Consider the following 25,501-nt stretch of genomic DNA (forward strand, 5'->3'; position numbering starts at 1 on the left):
CATGCAACACATTCGGTACGGGCGTCGGATTTTGCTCCAGCGCGCAGCTGCGGACCCCGAGCGTCAGATATTCAGCTTCGCGAGCATGTCTCGCGCGCGCTCGGCATTGCGGGGCTCGCAGAGTACGTCGTAACGGCCGGCGACCAACTGCATCGTCGACGAGAAGTCGCGGGTGCCCTTGGTGGCCGCATACGGAATCGACGTGGAGATGACACCGAACACCACGCCACCGATAACACCGAGCCCGATCGCCAGGAATTGTTGTTGCACAACGAAACTCATCAAGAGGCCGAAGAACAGGCCAAGCCAAGCGCCCGAAACCACTCCTCCGCCAATCACTTTGCCCCACGTCAACCGGCCGATGACACGCTCGACCTGCATCAGATCGACGCCCACGATGGTGACCTCCCGAACCGGGAAGTTCTCGTCGGAGAGATAGTCGACGGCACGTTGGGCCTCGGCATAGGTCCGATAGGAACCGATCGGCCAGCCCTGCGGCGGTGTCGGCAGTCCCGGTGTCTCTCTACCCGGCCGCATCGGATTGGTCATGACTTACCTTCCTCTATGTCAGAGCCGCGGTCGCCGCAAGGCTGTGGGCCTCAACGAAAACTCGCCGCTACCACGGTCAAACCGAATCTCAGTCCGAGCGGGCATTACGCTAACCGCATGGCATCGGTCAACAAGCTCTTCGTGGCCAGACTAGTCGGCCTCGCAGTACTTGGCCCGGACGGCGAATCTATCGGTCGCGTCCGTGACGCGGTCGTGTCGATCCGCCTCACCGGTCAACCGCCGCGGGTCCTGGGACTCGCCGTCGAATTGACCACTCGCAGACGCATTTTCGTGCCGATGCTGCGGGTGACCAACATCGACCCCCAGTCGGTGACCCTCACTACCGGAACAATCAGCATGCGCCGGCTCAACATCCGCCCCGGCGAAGCGCTCGCCGTCGGTCAGATTCTGGACACTCGCGTCCGCACCGACGATCCCGATCTTGCGGGCCTACACGGCGCCGACCTCACTGTCGTCGATCTGGGCATTGAACAGACGCGCACCCGCGATTGGCTGGTCACCAAGGTCGCCGTGCGCGGCGGACGTTTGCGGCTGGGCCGCCGCGGCGAGACGCATATCGTCGAATGGTCGCATGTGCAGGGCATCACCCACACATCGTTGAATCTTCCCGGTCAGGGTGTGGCTCAGGTGTTGATGCAATTCGAAGGCATGCGCCCGGCTGACGTCGCCAATGCCCTGCGTGAACTGCCGGACAAGCGGCGCAACGAGATCGCCGCCGCACTCGACGACGAGCGGCTCGCCGACGTGCTGGCCGAATTGCCACCCGACGATCAGACCGCGATGATCGCGCGGATGGATCGCGGCCGCGCGGTCGACGTACTCGAGGCGATGGACCCCGACGACGCCGCCGACCTTCTCGGTGAGATGACACTGACCGAGGCGGAGGCTCTGCTGACCCGAATGGATCCGCAGGAATCCGAGCCGGTCCGCCGCCTGCTGGTCCACTCCCCCGATACCGCCGGTGGTCTGATGACCCCCGAGCCACTGATCGTTACCGCCGCGACGACGGTTGCCGAGGCACTTGCCCGGGCCCGCAACCCCGATGTGACCCCGGCTGCGGCAAGTCTCATCTTCGTGGTCCGACCGCCAACCCAGACGCCGACCGGAAAGTACCTGGGCTGCGTGCACCTACAGGCGCTGTTACGGGAGCCGCCGGCGAATATCGTCGGCGGCATCCTCGACACCGACCTGGCATCACTCAAGCCCGAGGACTCCATGGAAACCGTGACCCGCTATTTCGCGACCTACAACCTGGTCTGCGGCCCCGTCGTCGACGACGACGGTCATCTGCTCGGCGCGGTCAGCGTCGACGACCTGCTCGACGAAATGTTGCCGCGCGACTGGCGCGAGACCGAACCGGATGATGAAGTCAGCCCTTCGCCGAGAACGGCCGACCATGAGCACTGAGTCATCGGGCCGCCGTCTCGACACCCCGAAATCGGGGCGTCGGGGCCCGTTCCTCAACATCGACGCCGACATCATCGGCGTATACGCCGAGCGCATCGCACGTTTTCTCGGTACCGGCCAATACCTGGCCTATCAGACCATATTCGTCATCATCTGGGTCTTCTTGAACCTGGTCGCAGTCACGTGGCGGTGGGACCCCTACCCGTTCATCCTGCTGAATCTCGCGTTCTCCACCCAGGCCGCCTACGCCGCGCCACTGATCCTGCTGGCACAGAACCGACAGGAGAATCGAGACAAGATCGCGCTCGACGAGGATCGCTCCCGCGCGGCCCAGACGAAGGCCGACACCGAATTCCTCGCACGCGAACTCGCCGCGGTACGCCTCGCCGTCGGCGATACGGTAACTCGCGACTACCTGCGCAAAGAACTCGACGACCTGCTCGACGACCTCGTGGCCCGATTATCCGAACGGACCGCAGACCCCGAATCAACCGAGTCAGACTAGCCGTCTAAATCCACGGATTGACGGGTTCGCGATACTGCACCCAATTGCCGAATGTATGGTGGGACACATTCGTGCATCTTGACTGATAGGGGGATGGCGGTGTCACCGACCAGCCATCAGACGCGCGGGAGTCGACGATGACCACCCTGCGCTTCTGGCAGCGTGCCCAAGGACCGAAACGCCCATCGTCGTCGCATCGCGTCTTGACGACGGGCGTCGGCGGCGCTTTGGCCGCCGCGCTCATGCTCGGTGCGGCAACGTCGAGCGCTCATTCCGACGACGCCGCACCCGTACTCGTCGGCGAGACCGTTGCTACCGTTTCGGTCGTCGATGTAGTCCCGGCGGCATCGAATACCCAGGCCATGGGCAATTTCGCGCCGCCCGCACCATTGCCCGCCTCGCTGATCGCACCGCAGTTCCGGTTGGCCGCCGACTTGCCGTCGGGTCCGTTGGGAATCCCCGGCGTGGTACTGCAGGCCTACAAACTGGCCGCCGGTCGACTCGGCGACGAGCAGGCAACCTGCAAACTCCCCTGGTATCTACTGGCCGGCATCGGCCGCATCGAGTCGAATCACGCGAGTAATGGCAACGTCGATGCCTTCGGCACAACCCTGACCGCGATCAACGGGCCCTCGCTGGACGGCACCCTGGCCGGCAACGAAGTGATCCTCGACCATCGGGGCGAGGGCGTGCGCGCCATGGGTCCGATGCAGTTCATCCCCGGTACGTGGAACAAGTGGGGCTCAGACGCCAACGGCGACGGCAAGTCAGATCCCAACAACATCTTCGATGCCACATACTCGGCCGGTCGCTACCTATGCGCCGGGGTCAACGACATCATGGCCGGTCAGAACGAAGTCTCTGCGGTACTCCGATACAACCACTCGATGGAATACGTATCCAACGTGCTTGGCTGGGCCGCCGCATACGCCACCGGCGTGATGCCGACCAACCCGCCGAAGGATCCGCGCCGGGCCGCCGACAAGTCGACGACAACCAAGTCGTCACCGTCGACGTCGGGACCGTCGGCGAGTACCACGCCGTCGACACCGAGTCCGACGACGCGTCCACCGCAGAACTGCTTCATCGTGTGCCTGCCGACCCTGCCCGCTCCGGCGCCCAAGCAGCAGCCCGCACCGAAGTCTGCGCCCAAGACCGGACCGGCCAAGCCGCGGACACCTAAGACCACCCCCGCCGCAGTACCGCGGCCGCGCTGATTTCCCAACGCCGGTAGGCTAGAAGACAATGACTACCGTCGCTGTCCCCACCGAATCGTCGGTGCGCGCTGCTCTGTCTAAGGTCAACGACCCTGAGATCGGCAAACCGATCACTGACCTGGGTATGGTCAAATCAGTCACCGTCAACGACGATTCCAGCGTCGACGTTGTGGTGTATCTGACCACGTCCGGTTGTCCGATGCGCACTGAGATCTCCGGCCGGGTACAGACTGCGGTTTCCGATGTCCCCGGCGTCGGCAAGGTCGACGTCGAGCTGGATGTCATGAACGACGAACAACGCACCGAGCTCCGCAAACAACTGCGCGGTGAGGCGTCCGAGCCGGTTATCCCATTTGCCCAGCCCGGATCACTGACCCGCGTGTACGCGGTAGCCTCCGGTAAGGGCGGCGTCGGAAAGTCAAGTGTCACAGTCAATTTGGCCACCGCGTTGGCAGCTCGAGGCCTGTCGGTTGGCGTACTCGACGCCGATATCTACGGCCATTCGGTACCCCGCATGCTAGGCAGCGACGCCAAGCCGACTCAGGTCGAGCGGATGATCCTGCCGCCGATGAACCACGACGTGAAGTTCATTTCGATCGGCCAATTCACCGACGGAAACACCCCGGTCACCTGGCGCGGGCCGATGCTGCATCGCGCACTGCAACAGTTTCTCGCCGACGTCTACTGGGGCGACCTGGATATTCTGTTACTAGACCTGCCGCCAGGTACCGGCGACGTCGCGATTTCGATTGCCCAGCTCATTCCAGGTGCCGAGATCATAGTTGTCACTACCCCGCAACAAGCCGCGGCCGAAGTGGCCGAACGGGCCGGCGCGATAGCTTTGCAGACCCGTCAGAAGGTGCTCGGCGTCATCGAGAACATGTCGTGGCTCGATCTGCCCGACGGCACTCGGATGGAACCATTCGGTGCGGGCGGCGGCGAGCAGGTCGCCGAACGGCTCACCCGCGCGGTCGGCGCCAATGTCGAACTGCTGGGCCAGATTCCGCTGGAGACCGCATTGCGCGAAGGCGGCGATGCGGGCAATCCGGTGGTGCTGTCAGCACCCGACTCACCGGCCGGTTCGGCCCTACTCGGCATCGCCGACAAACTCGCCGTACGCAAACGCGGGCTGGCGGGTATGAGCCTGGGAATCGACACTACGCGTCGGTAAGGCGAACCTCGGTATCACCGTAATCCGTTGGTACCACGCGGTTTAGCGCAGTGTGGGCAGACCAGCTTGGTACGACGCGGTTAGGTCGCGTCCCACTCGCTGACGTCGTGCCGGGTCTGCGGCTTGACCGGCTGCGCAGGCGACGTCGACTTGGACATATCCACCGCAGGCGTATCCACTGCTGGCGCAGACTTGGTCAGCGAAGGACCAGAGGTAGTTGGCTCGTCGTCATCGTCGCCGAAGTAGGCCTTCGACGACAGCAACGACGAGTCGCCGTCGAGCAGATGTTTCGTTACGAAGCCGGTCGGAGTCATTCCGCGCAATTGATTCAAGTCGGACAGCGGTTTGCGAAGATCCTCAAACTCGGGGCCGAGTTCTTCCTTGAGTTGACTGGTGGCCCCAGTCGCGTAATCGCGCACCTGGCGAAGCGATTTGAAAGTCCACGACACCGCACCGGGAAGCCGCTCCGGGCCCAAGATGATGAGCCCAGCGGCGAGAATGATCAAAATCTCGCCCCAGCCGACATTAGGGAACATAGTGCGAGCCTAGTCGGACGCCGGCGTGATGGTGCCGTTGAAGGTACGCCCACCGCGCCAATAGGTGAACGGGACGGACTTGCCGATCTGGGATTTGAAGACTGCCACCGTTAGTTCATCGGCAAGCTGGACGGCATCGCCGGCGAATCCAGTTATCACGTCGCCTTCACGCAGTCCCGCTCGATCCGCTGGGCCGCCTTGTACGACGTTAACCACCTGTGCGCCGAGTACCCGCACATTGCGCACATCCCGAGTGCTCACGCCGATCTGAGCATGTGCGATCTTCTCACCGCGAATCAGCTTCTGCGCGACGGCCGTTGCCTGATCGATGGGGATCGCGAAGCCAAGGCCGACCGACCCACCGGTACGCGATGCGATCAGGTAGTTCATACCGACGACAGCTCCGGAATCGTCCACGAGGGGACCGCCGGAGTTACCCGGGTTGATCGCGGCGTCGGTTTGAATCGCGTCGATGACCGACGACACATCCGACTCGTCTTCTTGCGGCCCAACCGTCGGGCGGTGCAGCGCACTCACGATCCCGGTAGTCACTGTGCGCTGGAGTCCCAATGGCGAGCCGAACGCGATTACTTCCTGACCGATCTGCAAACTATTGGGGTCACCGATTTTGGACACCGTAAGGTTGTTCACGTTGTCGACTTTGATGACCGCCACGTCGTTTCTGGGGTCACGTCCAACGATTCGCGCAGGCACCCGAGTCCGATCGAAGAAGACCGCCTCGATCCGGCTGTTCTTCGGATCGTCTGCCGCCATCGCGACCACGTGATTGTTGGTGAGGATATAGCCAGCTTTGTCGATGACGAATCCGGAACCGGTACCGCCTGAGGAACCAGCCCGAACGTCGATCGACACCACTGACTTGGCTACCGCATTCGCGACGCGGGTGACCGCACCCGCGGGACGCTGGTCGCCGCTGTCGCCTTTAGCGAGTTCGACGGTGTCGGAATTCAGTGGCGCGACGACCTCGGCTGTCCAGCGGCCCATCAGACCGCCGATCAAGCCGACAAATAGCGCAATGACGACCAGGGTGACAAGCGCGGGCCAGGCGATGCCCCGACCGAGCAGGACTTCTTTGACGCCGAGCTTGGGGCCGGGCCCCGAGGGCCGCACGCCTTGACCTTTAGCGAAGGCAGGCGCGGCGAGCGACGGTGCGCTTTCCGGGTCGCGCCACGGATCGGGTGCGGTCTGCGGGATTTCCTTCTCGCCATATCGGGCGTCGGGATCGCGCGGCAGTGATTCGCTACTGCCAGCGGGACGGCCGAAAGCTTCGGCGAGCACCGGATCGGGCGCTGCGACCGTTGGCTGGGGCTTATCTAACGACGTCGATTTCGATTCATCGAATGACCCGGTAACCCCGTTTGGTCGACCGAAGACACTGGCCTCGGTCGGTGACTTCACCCCGGTCAACGCTATCGGCCCCGCCTTGGGTGCAGTGGACCACGGTTAGTCATGTCGATCTCCTGAGTCGGAATTGCGGCAAGCTGCCCGAGTAGCGACGGCGGCACCGACAGCGGACCCGACGACGAACGAAGCATAGTACGGGCGGCGGCCTGAGCGTCGACCGCGGCGCGGCATTCCATGCAGAGCTCCAGATGGCCCGCGGCGCGCAGATGAGCATTGACGGTGAGCTCGCCGTCGACGTAGGCGGCTACCGCTTCGGGCGCAAGGTGTTCGGTCGCCGCGAATCCGCGACCACCGGGTGTACCCGGTGCGCGATAGCGGGGGTTCGCAGCAAAGGACGTGGTGATGGGGGTCCAGGTCGCGGGATTCCAAGGCGAACGGCGTCGTCGACGCATCTCATTCGCATCGTTTTGCGGAAAACTAGCATCTTCCGCGAACGGAGTGCCAGCAGCGCGGTCGTGCACCTTGCGACCCCTTTCGTTCGTGGAAGCCGAACACCCGGTGCGCTCGACCACCTTCCAAGACTATCCGAGGCTACCAACGAACGACGTATACGAGAGGTTCCCGTGTTACACATGGCAAGGTTCACCGCCGTCGCCGCTGGGGTATCGACCCGGTTTGGGTGTCTACCGCGAACCTCACCGGTTCGCGGTGCCGACCTGCTAGGCGGGCTGCGCTCCGAGATGCACTGACCTGGAATCGGTCAGCCCCTGGGCGATCAGATAGTCGCGGATCGTCTGGCGACCGCGGTGGATCCGGCTGCGCACCGTACCGAGTTTCACACCCAGCGTGGTGGCGATTTCCTCGTAGGACAGACCTTCGATATCACACAGAACCACTGCCGCACGGAAGTCGGGTGCAAGCTGATCGAGCGCCCGCTGCAACTCGGGATCCAAGTTGGCATCAGCGAAGATCTGCTGCGGATCGGGGGTATTGGCCGGTACCCGGTCATACTCCTCGGGCAGTGCCTCCATCCGAATCTTGTTGCGGCGTCGAACCATATCGAGGAAGAGGTTCGTGGTGATGCGGTGCAACCAGCCTTCAAATGTGCCCGGCTTGTAATTCTGCAACGAGCGGAACACGCGGATGAAGGTCTCTTGGGTCAGATCCTCGGCGTCGTGCTGGTTTCCCGACAAGCGGTAGGCCAATCGGTACACACGATCAGCATGCTCGCGGACCAGTTCATCCCACGACGGCATCAGCGTCGAATCGCCGGTGGCGTCGAAACCCGCGGTACCCGGGACGCTAGTCGGAAGGTCCTCCACCGCGTTCGTCGAATCGACTTCATCGCGAACTGCTGGGGTGAACACTGCAGGATCAGTCATCGTGTGTGGCCAGTCCTTCCCGCGGCACGGCCTGTGCCATCTGCACTATGGAGAACGCAACCGCGCGCGGCGGTATTCCGTCCGTTGGTATAGACCTTCTCCTATCGCTGTGTGGCAGCCGTATGAGCGACCTGAGTGTTGCCTGAGGATGTTGTCGGCAGATATCCCCTAAGGTTTGGAGGGTGACTGACTCCCGCGCGCAGGCGCCGTCTCCCGAGGCCGCAATACTCGCCTACGCCGAATCGGCGATCGTCGAAGATGACGCCCTCCTCGCCGCCCGCGAACGTGCCGACGAACTGGGCGCGCCAGCCATCGCGCCATCAGTCGGCGCCCTGCTATCGCTCCTCGCCCGGGCCGCCGACGCACGCGCTGTTGTCGAAGTCGGTACCGGGGCGGGCGTCAGCGGCCTGTGGCTGCTCAACGGGATGTCCGAGAACGGTGTTCTGACCACGATTGATCCCGAGATCGAATATCACCGCGCTGCCCGTGAATCCTTCCGTGGCGCCGATATTGCCCCGGGCCGCACCCGCCTGATCAACGGCACCCCGCGAGACGTGCTGCCCCGCCTCGCCGATGAGTCCTACGACCTGGTCTTCATCGACGGTCCAGTGATCAATCATCCGCAGTTCGTCACCGAAGCGGCCCGCATCCTGCGCCCCGGCGGCATCGTCGTAGTGCACAACGTCACCGCGGACGGCACGGTCGCAGATCCTGACGCCAACGACGCCGTAACCGTGGCTGCCCGCGAAGCGGCATTGATCATCGCAGACGACGACCGATTCCTGCCAGTGGTCGTGCCGCTGGGTACCGGGGTCCTCGCCGCCGCTAAGGCCCGCTAGGTCGTTGCCCGGCTGGAACTGTCCCCCTGATCGACGCAGACGGCAATATGGCGCCTGCGCGTGCCACGGGGGAGATTGCAGCAGGAATCACACGTCGGTACTGAACCGCACCCCGTTGTCGGGTATTTGCACACCCGGCCACACTCGCGCCCCGCGTAGCAATTCGCATCGCGCACCGATGTCGGCGCCATCGCCGATCACCGTGTCACGTACCAGTGCTCGCGGTCCAAGACGCGCACCGTAACCGATGATGCTGCGCTCGACGACGGCTCCCGCTTCGATCACCGCGCCATCGAAGACGACTGCGCCGTCGAGCCGCGCACCAGGCCCGATCTCCGCACCTCGCCCGACGACCGTGCCGCCGATGAGCAGCGCACCGGGCGCGATGCCCGCGCCCTCGTGGACCAGGAACTCACTATGCCGGTCACCAAGGGCCGGCGACGGAGCGATGCCGCGCACCAGATCGGCTGATCCCCGAACGAAATCTTCGGGGGTTCCCATGTCTCGCCAATACGCATGGTCGACATGTGCCTGCACGTGGCGTCCCTCGGCCAACAGTCCGGGAAACACCTCACGCTCCACTGACACCGGCCGTCCCGCGGGTATCTCTTCGATGACCGAGCGACGGAACACATAGGTGCCCGCGTTGATTTGATCGGTCGGCGGGTCCTGGGTCTTCTCCAGGAACGCGGTCACGCGGCCGGTATCGTCGGTCGGCACGCAGCCGAACGCGCGGGGATCACCGACGCGAACCAGGTGCATCGTCACATCGGCACCCGAGGACTCATGAGTATCGAGAACATCGCGCACATTGGTGCCGCCGAGTACGTCGCCGTTGAAGACGAGGATCGTCTCGGCGGTCAATTCCGGCAATACGTTTCGGATACCGCCGCCGGTGCCAAGCGGCTCGGATTCGGTGACATACCGTAGCTTCATCCCCAGCTTGGAGCCATCGCCGTAATAATCGGAGAACACTTCAGCTTTGAATGAAGTGCCCAGCACCACGTCATCGATACCCGCCGCCTGGATTCGCGACAACAGATGAGTGAGAAACGGGATACCCGCGGTCGGCAGCATCGGCTTGGGCGCCGAAAGGGTCAACGGCCGCAAGCGGGTGCCCTTTCCCCCCACCAGGACGACTGCCTGGACCTCCGGCCGGTCCGATGCGTTGCGCTCAGTCGACATTCGATGTTCCTTCCTGATCACGAGAATCCACCGCGGCTGCCGCGTCAGCTCTATCCAACGCTCGACGCGCAGCGGCCACGGCGATCTTCGATCGCACGGCCAGCCCTATCCGTAACGCGAGTCGGAGCGGTGCCCGCACCGGTCCCGGATTACGGTCCGCCTGGAAACGGTAGGCGCTTTGATGGTGCGCGGGGAGCATCTTCTCCGGATGTCGTCCGGCCGCATGGCCTTTGGTATGCACGATATGCGAGGTCGGGACAAAGATGTTGAGCCAGCCCGCTTTGCCGAGCCGATCACCTAGATCGACGTCCTCCATGTACATGAAGTATCGCGAGTCGAAGCCATCGATCGAATCAAAGGCATTGCGGCGCAACAACAAGCACGACCCCGACAACCAACCCACCGGACGTTCGGTTGGCGCGGCGTCCTCTTCGCGGTACGCGGTAGTCCAGGGATTCGACTTCCAGACCGCGCCCAGTAGAGCGTGGCCGGTGCCCGACACCAGATCGGGTACGCGACGTGCGGACGGGTAGACGGTGCCGTCCGGTTCGCGGATCAACGGCCCGAGCGACCCGGCCCGCGGCCAGCGGCGGGCGGCTTCGAGAAGTTCGTCGAGTGAGCCGGGCTCCCAGGCGACGTCGGGGTTGGCGATGACGATGAACTCGACCGCCGGATCGATTTCGGCGACACCGCGATTCATCGCGCCGCCATATCCGATATTGCCGCCGGTGCGGACGAGTGTCACATTGTCGTGGTCACGCTCGGCCTGTTCGGGCGCGCCGTCATCTGAGCCGTTGTCGGCGATGATCACGCGGTGGTTTTCGCTGGTCGCCGACTTGAGGGTGTCCAGGAAGGTCGTCAGGTAGTCACCCGAGGAATACGTCACCGTCACCACGGCCAGCTGATCAGTCACCGAGTCAGGGTAACCAACTCTGCCGCAACGTCGAAAATCCCAGCGCGACTCGACTCGATCAGTCCAGCGACAGCGCGTCGGTCAGCGCCCGACGCCAGTCGCGAAATGGTGTCAGTCCCACCTGCGCCCACGACGCACCCGATAGGACGGAGAAGGCCGGACGCGGCGCGGGGCGCGGGAATTCATCGGTGGTACACCGCTGTACGCGCTGGGGATCCAGGCCCAGCTCGGTGAAGATCTCCTGAGTCAATTCCCACCAGGTTGCCCGGCCCGCATTCGTCGCATGCAACACCTTGCCGGCAACGGCGGCGCGCGGAGCTCCGACCAGTTCCCAAAGGCCACGGGCCAGATCTACCGCGTATGTCGGCGAGCCGATCTGATCGTCGACGACCGAAAGGGTGTCCCGCTCAGCGGCGAGCCGCCGCATGGTGCCGACGAAATCAGCACTGTGTTCACCACCGGTATACACCCAGGCCGTCCGCACGACGGTGACCTCTGGATTCGCATTGTGCGCGGCCCGTTCGCCGGCAAGTTTGGTCTCGCCGTAGATCGTCGGCGGGCTTGCCGCGACGGCCTCGTCGGGTTCGTAGGCGCGCGTCCGGGACGACACGGTGCCGCCACCGGCGGCCGGGCCGTCGAAAACGTAGTCGGTTGAGATGTGGATGAGCCACGCACCCGACGCCGCGCAGGCGGCTGCGAGACTGGCCGGACCGTGCACATTCGCTGCCCAGGCAGCTTCCCGCTCGGATTCGGCACCGTCAACATTCGTGTACGCAGCGCAGTTGAGCACGATGTCCCGGTCCGTCAGATCACCGAATAGACGAGCTACTCCGGCGTCGTCGGCGATGTCGAGGTCCCGCGACGTCAGCGGGACCACCCGGGTGTCGCCGGGGACGGTCGCCAGCAGTGCTCGCCCCAGTTGGCCGCCCGCTCCCGTGAGGAAAACCACACCAGCATTCATACCGACCATCCTGCACCGAAGCGATTCGCGGACATTTCTTGGGCGCGGCTTCGGCGTTGCGCTCCACGACTTTCAGCACGGCACAAGTAGCCTTGCAGTAACACCAGAAACTTTTGCAACAGCAACATCATCAGACGCAGCGTCGTTCCGCTGCCCGAAATCGGAGGGAGCAACCCGGCCGGTGGATTCTCGTTCCCCCCGCACACCCGATCAGCGACGCGCGAAGCCCCCTACGCCGGAGGAGCGCGCGGTTCGGCGCGGTGCTGAAGACCGCGGCGGTGCGCCACGTCCCAACCGTGGGCAGCAGACTCGCGACGGACAGGCACGACGCCCGATCGATGCGGAGCGCAAACCTCGACGTCCCCGTCCCGACGGCGACCGGCAGCGTCCGCAACGCATCCCCAATGACGGTGAAGTGCGGCGTTCGTCGGGTGAAATCCACACTCGCGAGCAGAACGATCCGCGCCGCCCCAAAGCCCGCGCCAAGCGGCCCGCGCAGGCTCGGCCCGATGCTCCGAAAACTGGTGCGGCCAAGCCGAAATCCCCACGCACCGAAGGGCCACGCGACTCTCGCCCGGGCCGATCTAATTCGGCTGGTGCGAAAGCCCGCGCGAAAGATCCAGCGGCGCTGGATAAATCGCGTCCCAAGCGTCCGAATTCGGCTCCTGCCGGTCCACCGCCGCCCGACGGGGGGCCATCCTCGACTCTCCTCGCGGCGATACCGCCGCGCGGTCGGCTGGCCGGACGATTCGCGGTCGCACTGCTGTCCGCCGTCGTCCTGCTGGTCTGTGGCTACGCGTGGAATAGCGTTCGCGGCCTCGAAGGCGGAATCACCCAGCTCGCTGGCCTGGATCTCGGGACCGGCGACGACGGCGCCGTCGACATCCTGCTGGTAGGCACCGACTCGCGAACCGATGCCAAGGGAAACCCGTTGTCGGCGAAAGAACTTCGTTGGCTGCGCACCGGCGACGATGTTTCCACCAGTACCGACACCATCATCCTCATCCGGATTCCCAACAACGGATCGTCGGCTACCGCGGTCTCCATCCCGCGCGACGCGTACGTCAATGTCCCCGGTCTGGGCAAGAGCAAGATCAACGCTGCCTACGGGGCGACCCGAGAGCACGTACGGCGCACCGAAGTCGAGGCCGGCAAAGACGCCAAACAAGCCGAGACCGACGGCACCCAGGCGGGCCGGAAGGCACTCGTGCAGACCGTCGCCGACCTGACCGGCGTTCAGGTCGATCACTACGCGGAAGTCGGTCTACTCGGCTTTGCGCTGCTCACCGACGCGGTCGGTGGCGTCGACGTCTGTTTGAAAGCGCCTGTGCGCGAACCATTGTCAGGCGCCCGGTTCAAAGCCGGTCGCCAAACTCTCACCGGCGGTAAGGCATTGAGCTTCGTGCGGCAACGCCATGACCTGCCGCGCGGCGACCTCGACCGTATAACCCGCCAGCAGGTGTTCATGGCGTCGCTGGCGCAGAAGATCCTGTCCACGCAAACTTTGACCGACTCGGGCCAACTGTCCAAACTTCAGAACGCGGTCTCGCGGTCGGTGGTCATCGACGACAACTGGGACATCCTCAAATTCGCCGAACAACTCAAAGACTTGTCCGGCGGCAACGTCAAATTCTCCACCGTGCCGGTCGTCACCGAGCAGGGGTGGAGTGATGACGGCACTCAGAGCGTGGTCAAGGTCGACCCTGCCGAGGTGAAGAAGTTCACCGAGAAGTTGTTGAGTAGCGGCTCGTCGTCGTCGAAGTCGAAAGATTTCGACCGCGGCGACTACACCGTCGACGTGGTGAACGCCGGCACTATCGATGGCTTGGCCGGAAACGTTGGAAACATCTTGTCCAGCAAGGGTTTCCAGACCGGCAAGACATCGACGTCGAGCGCGAATGACCGCGATAGCGTGGTGTACACGCATAGTAAGGGCAAGGCGTCACAGGCGTTGGCTGCCGACCTGGGCAACATCGCCGTGCGGGAGGATTCGTCGCTGCCGGAGAATACAATGCGGGTCGTGTTGACCAATACCTTCGAAGGCCCGGGCTCGATCGCCGACACCGGCCCGACGTCGGATGCGAGTAAAGCCGCAGCCGACGCCAAACCCAAAGCGGCCGCACCGATTTCAGCGGGCACCAACGGTCCGATGTGTGTCAACTGATGGCGCACAACACGATTACGGCCGCGCTCCTGGCCGCCGTGACCGACTACTCCCAGCCGATGCTGACCTTCTATCACGACGGCACCGGAGAACGGACCGAACTGTCGGCGGCGACGTTGGGTAACTGGGCGGCCAAAACCGCTAACTACCTGCGTGACGAGGCCGGAATCGCTCCGGGTGACGATGTCCTGATCCACCTGCCCGAACACTGGCAGACCGCGGCGATCCTACTGGGCGCGTGGTGGGCCGGCGCGCACGTACATACCGGAGCCGGCGCCGACGACGTCGCACACCTATCAGTCGCCTTCGTCACAGTCGACGACGTTGACCGCTATGACGCAGACGAAGTGGTCGTCGCGTCACTCGATCCGTTCGCGCTCGCTGTCAAAGATCTCCCGATCGGTGTGGCCGATTTCGGTAGTGCGGTTCGGGTACATGGCGACCAGTACTCCCCCGTCGGGATCCCGGCCGGACCGGCCCTCGACGGCAGGTCTGTGGCCCAAGTACTCGACACTGCCGCCGCACACGCAGCCGACAACGACATCTCGGCGGGTACGCGGGTGTTGACCACCCGACCCTGGCATGACGCGAATGGCGTCATCGAACAACTGCTGGCACCGCTGGCGGTCGGCGCGTCGCTGGTGGCTGTCGCGGATGCCGATCCGGCCAAAGTCGAAGCCAAGGCAACCGCGGAACGCGCGTCGGTCCGGCGATAGAGAGCCGACCGGCGTGTGGGATTTTTCGGCTGACATTGGAAAATCCGATCCTGTGAATTTTGCCCGGCGTGTCACGGCGTGTCGTCGGCGTGTCGCCCGGCATGTCGGACACAAATCCATCTCGATACCGTCTAGTCAGCTTTACACAGCGTAGTTAGCACCCCTATTTTGTGACGCATGGGCATCAAAGTGAAAGTTGCTGGGTTTCTTGCTGCCAGCGCCGTCGCAGTGACTACTGCATTGGGTGCGGCGCCAGTCGCACACGCGTCGCCAACGACCGTCGTCAACGGAATTCTGTCTACTGTCGGCGGATGCCAAACGGCCAACGACGATCTGATCAAGTTCTGCACAAACCTCGAGCGACTCACCCCGGAAATCCCGATGATGCTCAAGCTCAACCCCGTCGGCACCCGAATCGTCGTGCTCGGCGCCGCACTCAATCGTGATGGCTCGATGAAGCCGGTACTGATTACCCGACTCAAGGCAGCCTTGTCGCTGGCGAGGTCGTACCCGACCGCGGGCATCATCACCACCGGCGGACTCCCCCGGGGCGGTCGCACCGAAGCTCAGGCCATGCGCACGTGGCTTATCGCCAACGGCGTCTGGCCGTGGCGGATCGCGACCGAGAATCGATCCCGCTCGACCGTCGAGAACGCCCGCTACACCGCGCGCATGCTGGCCGCGGGCCGCGCGACCGGCGCCGTCGTCGTGAGCAGTCCGACCCACGTCAAACGCGCGATGATCAACTTCCGCCAGTCTGTTCGCGGCTCGATCCCCGTCGCCGGAGTGATCTCCGGTTATACCAACGGAGCGCCGTCGAGCGACGGTTCCAGTTCCGGATCCAGCTAGCACTCCACGACACAGGCCCCGACATCTTTTCGATGTCGGGGCCTGTGTCGTGAGTCGGCCGGAAAGATGAAGCCGCTCAGCAAGATTGACGTCTTCGACGCCGTGCGGACCTAGCGGAGCAGCGCCCGGCTCATCACCACGCGCTGGATCTGGTTGGTGCCCTCATAGATCTGCGTGATCTTCGCATCACGCATCATGCGCTCAACCGGGAAGTCACGCGTGTAACCGGCGCCGCCGAACAACTGCACGGCATCGGTGGTCACCTCCATCGCGACGTCGGACGCGAAACACTTCGACGCCGACGAGATGAAGCCGAGGTTCTGCTCACCACGCTCGGCGCGGGCCGCCGAGGTGTACACCATGAGGCGCGCGGCTTCGACCTTCATCGCCATATCGGCGATCATGAATTCCACGCCCTGGAAGGTGCTGATGGACTTGCCGAATTGCTTTCGGTCCTTGACGTATTCGATGGCCTTGTCGAGCGCACCCTGTGCGATACCGACAGCCTGTGCGCCGATGGTCGGGCGGGTGTGGTCGAGGGTCTGCAGAGCGGTCTTGAAGCCGGTGCCCTCGTCGCCGATGATCCGATCGGCGGGAATGGTGCATTCCTCGAAGTAGAGTTCAGCGGTCGGTGAACCCTTGATGCCGAGCTTCTTCTCCAGCGGGCCGACGGTGAAGCCGGGGTCGTCCTTGTGGACCATGAACGCTGATATGCCGTTGGCGCGCTTCTCCGGATCCGTCACGGCCATCACGGTGTACCAGCTGGACTTGCCACCGTTGGTGATCCAACACTTGGTGCCGTTGAGCACCCAGTTGTCGCCATCCTTGCGGGCGCGGGTCTTCATCGACGCCGCGTCAGAGCCGGCCTCACGCTCGGACAAGGCGTATGACGCCATCGCTTCGCCGGAGGCGATGGACGGCAAAACCTGCTGCTTGAGCTCGTCGGAGCCGTTGAGAATCAGCCCCATCGTGCCCAGCTTGTTCACCGCGGGAATCAGCGAAGACGAGCCACAGACGCGGGCAACCTCTTCGATCACAATGCAGGAGGCGACCGAGTCGGCGCCCTGACCGTCATAAGCCTCGGGCACGTGGATGGCGTTGAAACCCGACGCGATCAGGGCGTCGAGCGCCTCCTGCGGGAAGCGGGCCTCTTCGTCGACGGCCGCCGCATACGGCTCGATCTGCTTCTCGGACAGATCACGGATCGCCTCGCGCAGCGCGACGTGCTCCTCGGGTAGCTGGAAAAGTTCGAAATCGGGGTTACCGAAACCCATGACAGCTCCTCACGACACTCAGTGCCAAGATTATAGGTATTCACAGTTCATCACGGCACTGAGTGCCGCGTCAATCCTCCGGGCATTCTCATTGTCGCGGACCCGCGCCCGCATCGCGCAGACGTTCGCCGACTTGGCGGGCCACCTCATCAGACGTCAAGCCGGCATCGAAGGTCACCACGGCGACTCGATGTCGCTCGGCGCCTCCTCCGGCACCGAGTGCCAGCCGGATCCGGTCAAGTTCGTCGCGCAATCGCCCAATGGTCGCCGTGGCGTCACCGCGGATCATCGCCCGCAGCAGATAGTTGTGCGCACCGGTCACCGCCGCGGCGTAACCGGCCAGGTGGGCGGCCGATTCGTCGGGTAGGCGCATCCGCAGGTCCTCTTCGAACAAGCGCTGATAGCGGTAGGTCGTCACCAATTCGCGGTCGCGTAACGCAGGAACTTCCTGCACGACGCGGAATCGTCGCACGGCTAGTTCACGGGTACGTGAGAAGTGACTGAAGACGATCTCCGCAGCCGAGCATGGCGCCTTCCACGGATCGCCCCCGACGGTGGCGAGATGATCGGCCACACGCGCGAAGAGTGCCTCATGATCTGCGAAGATCACATCTTCTTTGGAACCGAACTGACGAAAGAAAGTCCGTCGGGAAATGCCGGCCGCCGTCGCGATCTGGTCCACCGTCGTCGACTCATAGCTCTTCTCACCGAACAGTCGAATCGACTCGGCGACCACCTGGACCCGGAAGTCCACGTGATCGTCGGATACCGACTCCGAATCACTCTCCATACCCTCAGTATCGCCGATCGGGCACGCAGTGCCACACCCGATTGACGACTTCTGAGCCAAACCCTGGTCGGGCGCATATCGTGAGGCACATGAAAATACCTATGGCTGTCGCACGGTTCAACAAACACGTGACCAACCCGATCCAGGGGGTGTGGGCTCCCCGCCTCGCACCGTGGGCTGTCGTCGAGCATGTCGGCCGCAAGTCCGGCACCAAATATTCGACGCCGGTACTCGCCTGGGTGCAGGGGGATCGATTGTCGATCGTTCTCACCTACGGCCCGCACACCGACTGGGTCCGCAACGTTCAGGCAGCCGGCAACTTCCAGATCACCCGAAAGTCGAAGAAGTTCAAAGTGGTTGGGCCGCGGGTCATTCCGTCGGACTCCCCCGACATCGTCAAAGGCGCCCGGGTGCCGGCCAAGGCATTCGAATCCGTCCTCAACGGAACTGTGCTACCGGCGTGAGTGCCAGGGTCGATCCGCTCGACGATTTCACCCGCGACATCTTCACTCACCGCGGCGTCACACATCGCGTCTACACCAAGGGTTCTGGCCCGGCCGTCATCGTGATGGCGGAGATTCCCGGCATCACGCCGAAGGTCGCCGACTTCGCGCGTCGAGTCGCCGATCGCGGCATGACGGTGGTTATGCCGTCCCTATTCGGTGAAGACGGCCTCGACGCCAACATCACCTCGGTCGGTGACGTTGGCGCAGTTGCCAAGGCGATGACCAAAGTCGCCGGTCGGATCTGCATTAGCCGGGAGTTCACCCAGTTGGCGACCGGAAAGTCATCGCCGGTGGTCACGTGGTTACGCGCACTGGCTGCCGACGCGCACGAGCGGTTCGGCGGCCCCGGCGTCGGGGCAGTCGGCATGTGTTTCACCGGCGGGTTCGCGTTGGCGATGTCAGTCGACGATCGGATGCTCGCACCGGTGCTGTCGCAACCATCGCTGCCGTTCCGTCCGGTGGGTAGCGCGCGAAATATCGACATCAGTCCAGGCGACTTGGACAAGGTGAAAGTTCGTTGCGCGGCCGGGCTCCAGGTTCTTGGCCTGCGCTTCGAGGGTGACAAACTCGCGCCGGGCGCTCGATTCGATTTTCTGCGCGAACAACTCGGCGACGCGTTCATCGGCGTCGAGTTGCCCGACAGTACGGCCAATCCGGACGCACAGATTCCACCCCACTCGGTGTTGACCGAACACCTCATCGACGAGCCGGGCGAACCAACCCACGACACCCTTTTGCAGGTACTCGATTTCTTCGCGACGAAACTCGAAGTTGCGCCAGTCGCCTAGCTGAGCGGCGGCGAACTCCGACAGATGATCCCTGATTCGGCACCTCCCCGGTGTCGGATCAGGGTCGCCGAGGGTGGGTCCAAAGCCAGCGCCGCCGACGACCCGCCCGGTACGATCTGCGAACCTTGAACGGTGACCACACTCCATCCCCTCGACGACCCGATCACCAACGCGCTGTTCGGGCGCCAGTCGGGTATCGCGCAGACGAAGGGGCGCATCGCCCGGTTTCACCCCGACATCTCGCTCTTCTACGCCCATCCGCGCGACTTGACCGATCAGGACTGGGCCGACCTCGCCGCATTGTCGTCGGGGACGACCGCGTCGATACGCGACCGTCGCGGACCGCTTCCGGCCGGTTGGCAGATACTGGAAACCGTTGACCTGGTTCAGTATTCGGGTGAGCATGTCGACACCGAACCCTTCGACGGTGCGCCGAAGGTCGTAGAGCTGACCGCCGCGGATGTCGCCGAGATGAGCGCACTGGTACGACTCACCAAACCCGGCCCATTCCTCGCGCGAACGATAGAACTGGGTACCTACCTCGGCGTTCGCGACGACGATGGTTCGCTGATCGCGCTGGCGGGTGAACGGATGCGGCCCGACGGCTGGACGGAGATCAGCGCGGTGTGCACCGCACCGGCCGCACGTGGCCGTGGCCTCGCATCGACACTGATCCGTGCGGTCGGCGCCGGAATCCGCGCCCGCGGCGACCTGCCATTCCTGCACACCTCAGCCAATAACCCCGCTCGAAAGCTTTACGAGTCAATGGGTTTCGAATTACGAAGCGAAGTACCGCTCGAAGTTGTGCGGGCTCCGCACAGCTAGTTCGCCGCCCCGACCACGTCGGCGCAGATCTGCAGATGGCCTGCGTGCTGCGCCAGTTCACGCAGCACGTGCAGAAGTACGAATTCGGGTGATGATGAAGCGGCGCCAGGGCGCGTCGTTCCAGTTGCGTTAGGGTTGCGTATCCCTTCGGTTCGCGCGATTGCCGCCCAACCCGGTACCCGAGATCTAGCGCGTGCCAACAACTCTCGTGCTTGAGCCACAGTTCCAGTGGCCCGGAACTCCGCATCCCGCTCACGCGGGATTGTTTCCCCGGCGACAAACGATCCGAGCCAGTAGCCGACCACTCCGTCGATATGGGTCACGAGTGCGAATACCGAATTGACCCCTGGCACATCGGGTGTCGCGTTCACGGTCGTGTCATCGCATCTGTCGAGTACCGAGGCGATGCAGTCGAAGGTCTCATCAATGATCAACTCATAAGCCGCGAGCAGCGATTCGTCGGAGAATCCAGCGACCGCCATTGGCTCAGTCCTCCAACAGTTTTCGACGCAGAGTCTGGTCCTTGTCCAGAACCATCGTCTCCAGATCACGTTGGAAGTCGCTCATCCGCGCTTGCAGATGCGGGTCGGCCGACGCGAGGATTCGGACCGCCAGCAGACCGGCATTGCGGGCCCCGCCAATGGATACGGTGGCCACCGGGACACCGGCGGGCATCTGGACGATCGAGAGGAGTGAATCCATTCCGTCGAGGAATTTCAGTGGGACCGGCACTCCGATCACCGGTAGCGGAGTCGCCGACGCGACCATGCCGGGCAGATGGGCGGCGCCGCCGGCACCCGCGATAATCACCGAAATACCACGTGCCGCAGCACCTTTAGCGTAGTCCAGCATGCGCTGAGGCGTACGGTGCGCTGACACGACGCCCACCTCGAACGGTACGCCGAATTCAGCCAACGCCTCGGCCGCTGCCTTCATCGTCGGCCAGTCCGAATCGCTTCCCATGATCAGGCCGACCCGCGGTAAGGCCACTGCCGCCGATGCAGCTTCCTCACCAACTGGCAATTCCACTGCCGGAGTGCCGGTTTCAAGTTTTGGGTCGACCGCTTCACGCTCTTGGTCGAAGTCAGCCGTTCCGTCGAACTCGGTCATCGTGTTCATCCTCTCGATAGTCCGTCGCGTCACCGGCTCCGTCCGTCCACGCCGCGTGTGACATCCAGTGCGCGGCACTCTCTGCCCGCTCACGCACATTCACCTGGGGCTCGCCCGGCCGTCCCACGATATTGACATGCCCGATCTTTCGGTCCGGCCGCTCCCCTTTGCCGTACAGATGTACTTTCGCGTACGGCATCCGCGCCATCAGATGGTGCAGGCGCTCATCCATCGACATCGTCGGAGTCTCTTGTGCACCAAGGATATTCGCCATCACCACGACCTCCGAACGTGCCGTGGTATCGCCGAGTGGATAGTCCAATACGGCACGCAGATGCTGTTCGAACTGCGAGGTGACCGAGCCATCCATGGTCCAGTGCCCACTGTTATGCGGACGCATCGCCAACTCGTTGACCAGCAACTCACCGTCGAGAGTTTCGAATAGTTCCATCGCCATCACCCCGACGACTCCCAGTTCGGCGGCCAGCGTCAATGCCATCTGCTGCGCCTGTTCGGCGGTCGCCTCCGACAAACCCGGCGCCGGTGCGATCACTACCGCGCACTGTCCGTGGCGCTGAACAGTTTCGACGACGGGCCACGCCGCGCCCTGGCCATAGGGTGAGCGGCCGATCATCGCCGACAATTCGCGACGCATCGCAACCTTCTGCTCGGCCATCAAGATCGTCGATGCGTCCTCGGCGGCCCGATCGAAGGCGGCCAGACCCGCGTCGCGGTCGTCGATCAGCCATACGCCACGCCCGTCGTATCCGCCGCGCACGGCTTTGAGCACGACGGCCCACCCATGCTCCTGCCCGAACGCTGCGAACCGCTCGCGCGCCGCCGCTCGGTCCCCGGCCAAGTCGACAAACGCCGGGACCGGCAATCCCAACTCCGAGAGTCGCAGCCGCATCGCCATTTTGTCCTGCGCGAATTGCAACGCCTTCGAAGGCGGCAGCACTTTGACGCCGTCCGCCTCCAATGCCCGCAGATGTTCCAACGGCACGCCCTCGTGATCGAAGGTCAGCGCGACCGCTCCGTCAGCGGCACGGCGCAGATCATCAAGATCGTCATGCGATCCAATGACAACGTCGGCGCTCACCTCTGCGGCCGGATCCGCATCGGATGCCGCCAGAACGCGGAGTCCCTGCCCGAGTGCGATAGCCGCCTGATGCGTCATCCGCGCCAGCTGACCACCGCCGATCATCGTCACCGTCGGCATCTTCTCACTCACGCGGACCAGTCTTTCACGCCCTGGTCTCCGGGTTGCGGCGCCTGCCCACCCTCATGCGATGCATCTCTCATTCCTCCCCGCCGAAGCTACTGCCGAGTTGGGTTTCGTACACTTGCATCTTGTGCCGTTGATCGACGACGTAATCGCCGCCCTCCCCGAACCGATTCGTCGGCTCGTCATGCGGCATCACGAACTCATCAAGTTCGCCGTCGTCGGGGGAACCACCTTCATCGTCGACATGGCGATCTACTACACCCTGACCTTTACCGTGCTGGAACCGAAGCCGGTGATGGCGAAGATCATCTCCGGTGTGGTCGCGACCATTCTCAGCTATATCCTCAACCGCGAGTGGTCGTTCAAGAACCGCGGTGGGCGCGAGCGTCATCACGAAGCATTGCTGTTCTTCGCGATCAGCGGCATCGGCGTAATCCTGGCCGCCGCACCGTTGTGGCTGGCCAACAACGTCTTCATGATGCGGTCCAATATCAGTGGCGTAGAGCTGCTGGTCATCGACTTCGCCCTGAACTACATCATCGGCAATATCCTTCAGATGGCATTCCGATTCTGGGCGCTGCGCAAATTCGCCTTCCCCGAAGAGCAACTGCGTGGCGGCGACGCCGGTTCCACCGACCTACGCGCCACATTCGACGAACTCACCGATGAGGAGCTCGGTCACGCTTGACCGCGGTGACCTCCGGGGCGCTGGCCGGCACGACGATGGCGAATACCGTCGGATGTCGTGACACCAAGTCGAGACGACCGCCGTCGGCCTCGATCAGCGCACGTGCAAGTGCCAGCCCGACTCCGCTTCCGCGACCGCCGGTAAAACCCCGGCGGAAGATCTGAGTCACCAGGGCGTCGGGAACACCGCGCCCCTCGTCGCTGACGGTAATCCGCAGCATCGGAGCCGAAACCAGCCCCGCGACACTGATCGTGCAGGTGCCCGCCCCGTGCTGCAGCGCGTTGTCCACCAGCACCGACAGCGCTTCGCGTAGTCGCGAGGGTTGTGAACTCCAGGTCGTCGCGTCTGCTGGTACCCGCAGGACGATTTTGCGGTTTTTCGCCCCGTAGGCGTGTGCGAAGTCGGCGCTGAGTGTCGTCACCAGTGCGGCGACTTCGATCGGGATCGCCGGCGCGTCGGGTGACTCGCGCGATGCCGCGACCATCTCGTCTAGATCCGACGACAGCCGATCCACCTGCGCGGCTGCGGCCTCAGCTTCGACGACGACGTCGGGGTCGGCGTGCATCGACAGTTCGTCCAGTCTCAGCTGGATAGCGGTCAGCCGGCTGCGGAGCTGATGCGACACCTCGCCGACGATCTCGCCTTCGCGCTCCCAGCGGTCGGCGATCTCACTGTTCGCGTCGTTGAGCGCAGTCGACAGCCGATCGAGTTCGGCGATGCCGTAGGTGCGCCACTCGGATCGGAAGTCGCCCTTTGCCATCGCACCGGCCCGCTTGGCGAGGTCGATGACGGGGTCGGCCAGGCGGCTCGCGGTGATCGCGGCGACGACGGTCGTCGCCGCGACCGATGCCACGACGATCGATGCGACGATGCCGATCGCGGCCCACTGATCATCGCGGACCGAGTCGAGCGGGATGGATAACTGCAAAACGCCCAACTCGCCCAGATCCATCCGGTCGGTATAGAGCGGTCCGGTCGGCTGATCCCCGACGACGACCTCGGTCGCCCCGGCACGCGGCCCCGACGTCGGCGCGGTGATCACCAGGATGCCGTTTTCGGGCACGAGCAATCGGAATGCCGAATCGGTCCGCGCGACGCCCGCGACGTCATTCGGGCCGATCTCGTCGCGGATCAGCAGCACCGAGAGCCGCTTGAGGCGGCCCTCAAGATCCTGATGCGCGTGGTCGGAAACCCACCACCATGCGATCACCATCAACGGCGCACCCAGCAACACACCCACGCCGGCAACCATCGCGATCATCGACGTCAAGATGCGGTGTCGCATGACCAGCCCCTATGGATCGAAGCGGAATCCGACGCCGCGCACGGTGACGATATGGCGAGGACGATCACCGGCGTCGTCGCCGATTTTCCGCCGTACCCAGGAGATATGCATATCCAGCGTCTTCGACGATCGCAGATCCGCCGACCCCCACACCTCGCGCACGATGTCCTCGCGGCTGACCACCTCACCCGGTCGTTCCATCAGGAATCGCAACAGGTCGAATTCCCGGTTGGCCAGCACCAGATCGTCGCCGTCGACCAGAACGCGCCGCGCCCTGGCGTCGAGGGAGATATTGCCGCCCTCCAAGACATCGTCGTCGGGGACCGGGTGCCGACGCAGCAGCGCGCGCACCCGCGCGAGCAGTTCGGCGAGACGGAACGGCTTGCCGACATAATCGTCAGCACCCGCGTCGAGTCCGACCACGAAATCGACCTCATCGGTGCGCGCGGTGAGCATCAGCACCGCGAGGTCGGGGCGCTCGGCACGCACCCGACGACAGACCTCCAGACCGTCCATCTCGGGCAAGCCAAGGTCGAGGACAAGCAATTCGAAACCGCCGTTCAACGCACCGTCGAGCGCATCGACGCCGGTGGTGACTACCTCGCAGCCATAACCCTCGCGCGTCAACGCCCGTGCGAGCGGCTCGGCGATCGCGGAGTCGTCTTCGGCGAGCAACACAGCCGTCATCGCCGATCACCGCGTCCCGGTGGGTAGTCCTCGTCGTCGTTCTGGGAGTCGAGTACTTCGTGGTAGAGCAACGCGTGTACCCGCTCGACCTGCGGAATAGCGTGGAATTGCAGGGGATCGTCGGATGCTGATTCGATAATCAGCGTGCCGGTGCGCAGGATCCGGTCGATCACGCCGTGCCGGAATTCGACCGTGTTGATCCGACGGATCGGGATATCGATACCGGAGCGGGTGAACACCCCGTTGCGATAGATGACCCTGCGGTCGGTCAGCACGAAATGCGTTGTCTTCCAACGGACTAACGGCCGCACCAGGAACCAGCAGAACACCAGCGCCCACAGCACTCCGATGACAACCAGCAACCAGAACTTGACGCCGCCGTCGAAATCCGAGCCACCGACCATGCCACCGAGTATCCCGGCGACCAACGTCACCAGCAGGAATAACAACACCGGACCCAGCAGAGATTTCCAATGCGGATGCCGGTGCAGCACGACGCGCTCGTCGGGTGCGAGATTCTCGCGGGGGTACGCCATGTGATCA

The 25,501-nt window shown here is 63.8% G+C and carries 28 protein-coding genes; 12 read left to right on the forward strand and 16 right to left on the reverse strand.

What is annotated here, in order from left to right; genetic code table 11:
* Window positions 1-63: 63 nt before the first annotated feature.
* Window positions 64-549 carry a general stress protein gene (locus AAFP29_RS14875; protein WP_419218176.1) on the reverse strand — a complete coding sequence of 162 codons (486 nt, stop codon included), beginning with the start codon at window positions 547-549 and terminating at the stop codon, window positions 64-66.
* Window positions 550-666: 117 nt separating this feature from the next.
* Here AAFP29_RS14875 and AAFP29_RS14880 point away from each other — a divergent pair, with 117 nt between their 5' ends.
* From AAFP29_RS14880 to AAFP29_RS14895, 4 genes are all read left to right on the forward strand, one after another.
* A complete protein-coding gene (locus AAFP29_RS14880; RefSeq protein WP_419218177.1) occupies window positions 667-1,977 on the forward strand; it encodes a magnesium transporter MgtE N-terminal domain-containing protein in 1,311 nt (436 codons plus the stop codon).
* Complete coding sequence (locus AAFP29_RS14885; RefSeq protein WP_419218178.1) at window positions 1,967-2,482, forward strand: DUF1003 domain-containing protein; 516 nt, start codon at window positions 1,967-1,969, stop codon at window positions 2,480-2,482. Before AAFP29_RS14880 ends, AAFP29_RS14885 begins: the two co-directional genes overlap by 11 nt.
* Window positions 2,483-2,619: 137 nt before the next feature.
* Window positions 2,620-3,699 carry a lytic transglycosylase domain-containing protein gene (locus AAFP29_RS14890; RefSeq protein ID WP_419218179.1) on the forward strand — a complete coding sequence of 360 codons (1,080 nt, stop codon included), beginning with the start codon at window positions 2,620-2,622 and terminating at the stop codon, window positions 3,697-3,699.
* A 28-nt stretch (window positions 3,700-3,727) separates the two neighbouring features.
* Window positions 3,728-4,870: an Mrp/NBP35 family ATP-binding protein gene (locus AAFP29_RS14895; protein WP_419218180.1), complete on the forward strand. Its 1,143-nt coding sequence runs from the start codon at window positions 3,728-3,730 to the stop codon at window positions 4,868-4,870.
* An 80-nt stretch (window positions 4,871-4,950) separates the two neighbouring features.
* Here the strand turns inward: AAFP29_RS14895 and tatB are convergent, their stop codons facing one another.
* The 4 genes from tatB to sigE all read right to left on the reverse strand — a co-directional run bounded on the left by tatB (window position 4,951) and on the right by sigE (window position 8,153).
* Entirely contained in the window at window positions 4,951-5,406 is a 456-nt protein-coding gene (tatB, locus tag AAFP29_RS14900) for a Sec-independent protein translocase protein TatB (RefSeq protein WP_419218181.1), read from the reverse strand.
* Window positions 5,407-5,415: 9 nt separating this feature from the next.
* Window positions 5,416-6,825: a S1C family serine protease gene (locus tag AAFP29_RS14905; RefSeq protein ID WP_419218182.1), complete on the reverse strand. Its 1,410-nt coding sequence runs from the start codon at window positions 6,823-6,825 to the stop codon at window positions 5,416-5,418.
* Between the two features lie 11 nt (window positions 6,826-6,836).
* Window positions 6,837-7,292, reverse strand: a complete 456-nt coding sequence (locus tag AAFP29_RS14910) for a hypothetical protein (RefSeq protein ID WP_419218183.1) — start codon at window positions 7,290-7,292, stop codon at window positions 6,837-6,839.
* 198 nt (window positions 7,293-7,490) lie between these two features.
* Window positions 7,491-8,153: an RNA polymerase sigma factor SigE gene (sigE, locus tag AAFP29_RS14915; protein WP_419218184.1), complete on the reverse strand. Its 663-nt coding sequence runs from the start codon at window positions 8,151-8,153 to the stop codon at window positions 7,491-7,493.
* A 182-nt stretch (window positions 8,154-8,335) separates the two neighbouring features.
* On the opposite strand from sigE, the gene AAFP29_RS14920 reads away from it, so the two are divergent.
* Entirely contained in the window at window positions 8,336-8,992 is a 657-nt protein-coding gene (locus AAFP29_RS14920) for an O-methyltransferase (RefSeq protein WP_419218185.1), read from the forward strand.
* Between the two features lie 87 nt (window positions 8,993-9,079).
* Here the strand turns inward: AAFP29_RS14920 and AAFP29_RS14925 are convergent, their stop codons facing one another.
* Genes AAFP29_RS14925 through rfbD form a run of 3 tightly spaced genes read right to left on the reverse strand, consistent with a single transcriptional unit; the run spans window position 9,080 to window position 12,051 of the window.
* Window positions 9,080-10,177, reverse strand: coding sequence for a sugar phosphate nucleotidyltransferase (locus AAFP29_RS14925; protein ID WP_419218186.1), 1,098 nt, complete (start codon window positions 10,175-10,177; stop codon window positions 9,080-9,082).
* Window positions 10,167-11,090, reverse strand: coding sequence for a glycosyltransferase family 2 protein (locus AAFP29_RS14930; RefSeq protein ID WP_419218187.1), 924 nt, complete (start codon window positions 11,088-11,090; stop codon window positions 10,167-10,169). The genes AAFP29_RS14925 and AAFP29_RS14930 overlap by 11 nt, the downstream gene beginning before the upstream one ends.
* A gap of 58 nt (window positions 11,091-11,148) precedes the next feature.
* Window positions 11,149-12,051, reverse strand: coding sequence for a dTDP-4-dehydrorhamnose reductase (gene rfbD / locus AAFP29_RS14935; protein WP_419218188.1), 903 nt, complete (start codon window positions 12,049-12,051; stop codon window positions 11,149-11,151).
* Between the two features lie 181 nt (window positions 12,052-12,232).
* Here rfbD and AAFP29_RS14940 point away from each other — a divergent pair, with 181 nt between their 5' ends.
* From AAFP29_RS14940 to AAFP29_RS14950, 3 genes are all read left to right on the forward strand, one after another.
* Entirely contained in the window at window positions 12,233-14,215 is a 1,983-nt protein-coding gene (locus AAFP29_RS14940; protein ID WP_419218189.1) for an LCP family protein, read from the forward strand.
* Entirely contained in the window at window positions 14,215-14,931 is a 717-nt protein-coding gene (locus AAFP29_RS14945; protein ID WP_419218190.1) for a TIGR03089 family protein, read from the forward strand. Before AAFP29_RS14940 ends, AAFP29_RS14945 begins: the two co-directional genes overlap by 1 nt.
* A 177-nt stretch (window positions 14,932-15,108) precedes the next feature.
* Entirely contained in the window at window positions 15,109-15,780 is a 672-nt protein-coding gene (locus AAFP29_RS14950) for a YdcF family protein (protein WP_419218191.1), read from the forward strand.
* Window positions 15,781-15,890: 110 nt separating this feature from the next.
* On the opposite strand, the gene AAFP29_RS14955 is transcribed toward AAFP29_RS14950, so the two are convergent.
* Both AAFP29_RS14955 and AAFP29_RS14960 read right to left on the reverse strand, forming a co-directional pair.
* Complete coding sequence (locus AAFP29_RS14955; RefSeq protein ID WP_419218192.1) at window positions 15,891-17,054, reverse strand: acyl-CoA dehydrogenase; 1,164 nt, start codon at window positions 17,052-17,054, stop codon at window positions 15,891-15,893.
* Window positions 17,055-17,142: 88 nt separating this feature from the next.
* Window positions 17,143-17,844 carry a TetR family transcriptional regulator gene (locus tag AAFP29_RS14960; protein ID WP_419218193.1) on the reverse strand — a complete coding sequence of 234 codons (702 nt, stop codon included), beginning with the start codon at window positions 17,842-17,844 and terminating at the stop codon, window positions 17,143-17,145.
* An 89-nt stretch (window positions 17,845-17,933) separates the two neighbouring features.
* Between AAFP29_RS14960 and AAFP29_RS14965 the strand changes: the two genes are divergently transcribed.
* The 3 genes from AAFP29_RS14965 (at window position 17,934) to AAFP29_RS14975 (ending at window position 19,963) form a co-directional block, all read left to right on the forward strand.
* On the forward strand, window positions 17,934-18,308 hold the full coding sequence (locus AAFP29_RS14965) for a nitroreductase family deazaflavin-dependent oxidoreductase (protein WP_419218194.1): 375 nt from the start codon (window positions 17,934-17,936) through the stop codon (window positions 18,306-18,308).
* Entirely contained in the window at window positions 18,305-19,138 is an 834-nt protein-coding gene (locus AAFP29_RS14970; RefSeq protein ID WP_419218195.1) for a dienelactone hydrolase family protein, read from the forward strand. The genes AAFP29_RS14965 and AAFP29_RS14970 overlap by 4 nt, the downstream gene beginning before the upstream one ends.
* Before the next feature lie 132 nt (window positions 19,139-19,270).
* Complete coding sequence (locus tag AAFP29_RS14975) at window positions 19,271-19,963, forward strand: GNAT family N-acetyltransferase (protein ID WP_419218196.1); 693 nt, start codon at window positions 19,271-19,273, stop codon at window positions 19,961-19,963.
* Here AAFP29_RS14975 and AAFP29_RS14980 read toward each other — a convergent pair.
* From AAFP29_RS14980 to AAFP29_RS14990, 3 genes are read right to left on the reverse strand one after another with little or no spacing between them, the layout of a single operon-like run.
* Window positions 19,960-20,445: a DinB family protein gene (locus AAFP29_RS14980; RefSeq protein ID WP_419218197.1), complete on the reverse strand. Its 486-nt coding sequence runs from the start codon at window positions 20,443-20,445 to the stop codon at window positions 19,960-19,962. The genes AAFP29_RS14975 and AAFP29_RS14980 overlap by 4 nt on opposite strands.
* Window positions 20,446-20,449: 4 nt before the next feature.
* Complete coding sequence (gene purE / locus AAFP29_RS14985) at window positions 20,450-21,073, reverse strand: 5-(carboxyamino)imidazole ribonucleotide mutase (protein ID WP_419218198.1); 624 nt, start codon at window positions 21,071-21,073, stop codon at window positions 20,450-20,452.
* A complete protein-coding gene (locus AAFP29_RS14990) occupies window positions 21,048-22,292 on the reverse strand; it encodes a 5-(carboxyamino)imidazole ribonucleotide synthase (protein WP_419218737.1) in 1,245 nt (414 codons plus the stop codon). Before AAFP29_RS14990 ends, purE begins: the two co-directional genes overlap by 26 nt.
* Window positions 22,293-22,425: 133 nt before the next feature.
* Here AAFP29_RS14990 and AAFP29_RS14995 point away from each other — a divergent pair, with 133 nt between their 5' ends.
* Window positions 22,426-22,986, forward strand: coding sequence for a GtrA family protein (locus AAFP29_RS14995; protein ID WP_419218738.1), 561 nt, complete (start codon window positions 22,426-22,428; stop codon window positions 22,984-22,986).
* On the opposite strand, the gene AAFP29_RS15000 is transcribed toward AAFP29_RS14995, so the two are convergent.
* From AAFP29_RS15000 to AAFP29_RS15010, 3 genes are read right to left on the reverse strand one after another with little or no spacing between them, the layout of a single operon-like run.
* Window positions 22,958-24,271, reverse strand: a complete 1,314-nt coding sequence (locus tag AAFP29_RS15000) for a sensor histidine kinase (protein ID WP_419218199.1) — start codon at window positions 24,269-24,271, stop codon at window positions 22,958-22,960. The two genes, AAFP29_RS14995 and AAFP29_RS15000, sit on opposite strands and share 29 nt — an antisense overlap.
* Window positions 24,272-24,280: 9 nt before the next feature.
* Window positions 24,281-24,958: a response regulator transcription factor gene (locus tag AAFP29_RS15005; RefSeq protein ID WP_419218200.1), complete on the reverse strand. Its 678-nt coding sequence runs from the start codon at window positions 24,956-24,958 to the stop codon at window positions 24,281-24,283.
* Window positions 24,955-25,494, reverse strand: a complete 540-nt coding sequence (locus AAFP29_RS15010; RefSeq protein ID WP_419218201.1) for a PH domain-containing protein — start codon at window positions 25,492-25,494, stop codon at window positions 24,955-24,957. The genes AAFP29_RS15005 and AAFP29_RS15010 overlap by 4 nt, the downstream gene beginning before the upstream one ends.
* Window positions 25,495-25,501 lie beyond the last annotated feature (7 nt).

This window comes from Gordonia sp. CPCC 205333 (assembly GCF_048537885.1).
Lineage (GTDB): Bacteria > Actinomycetota > Actinomycetes > Mycobacteriales > Mycobacteriaceae > Gordonia.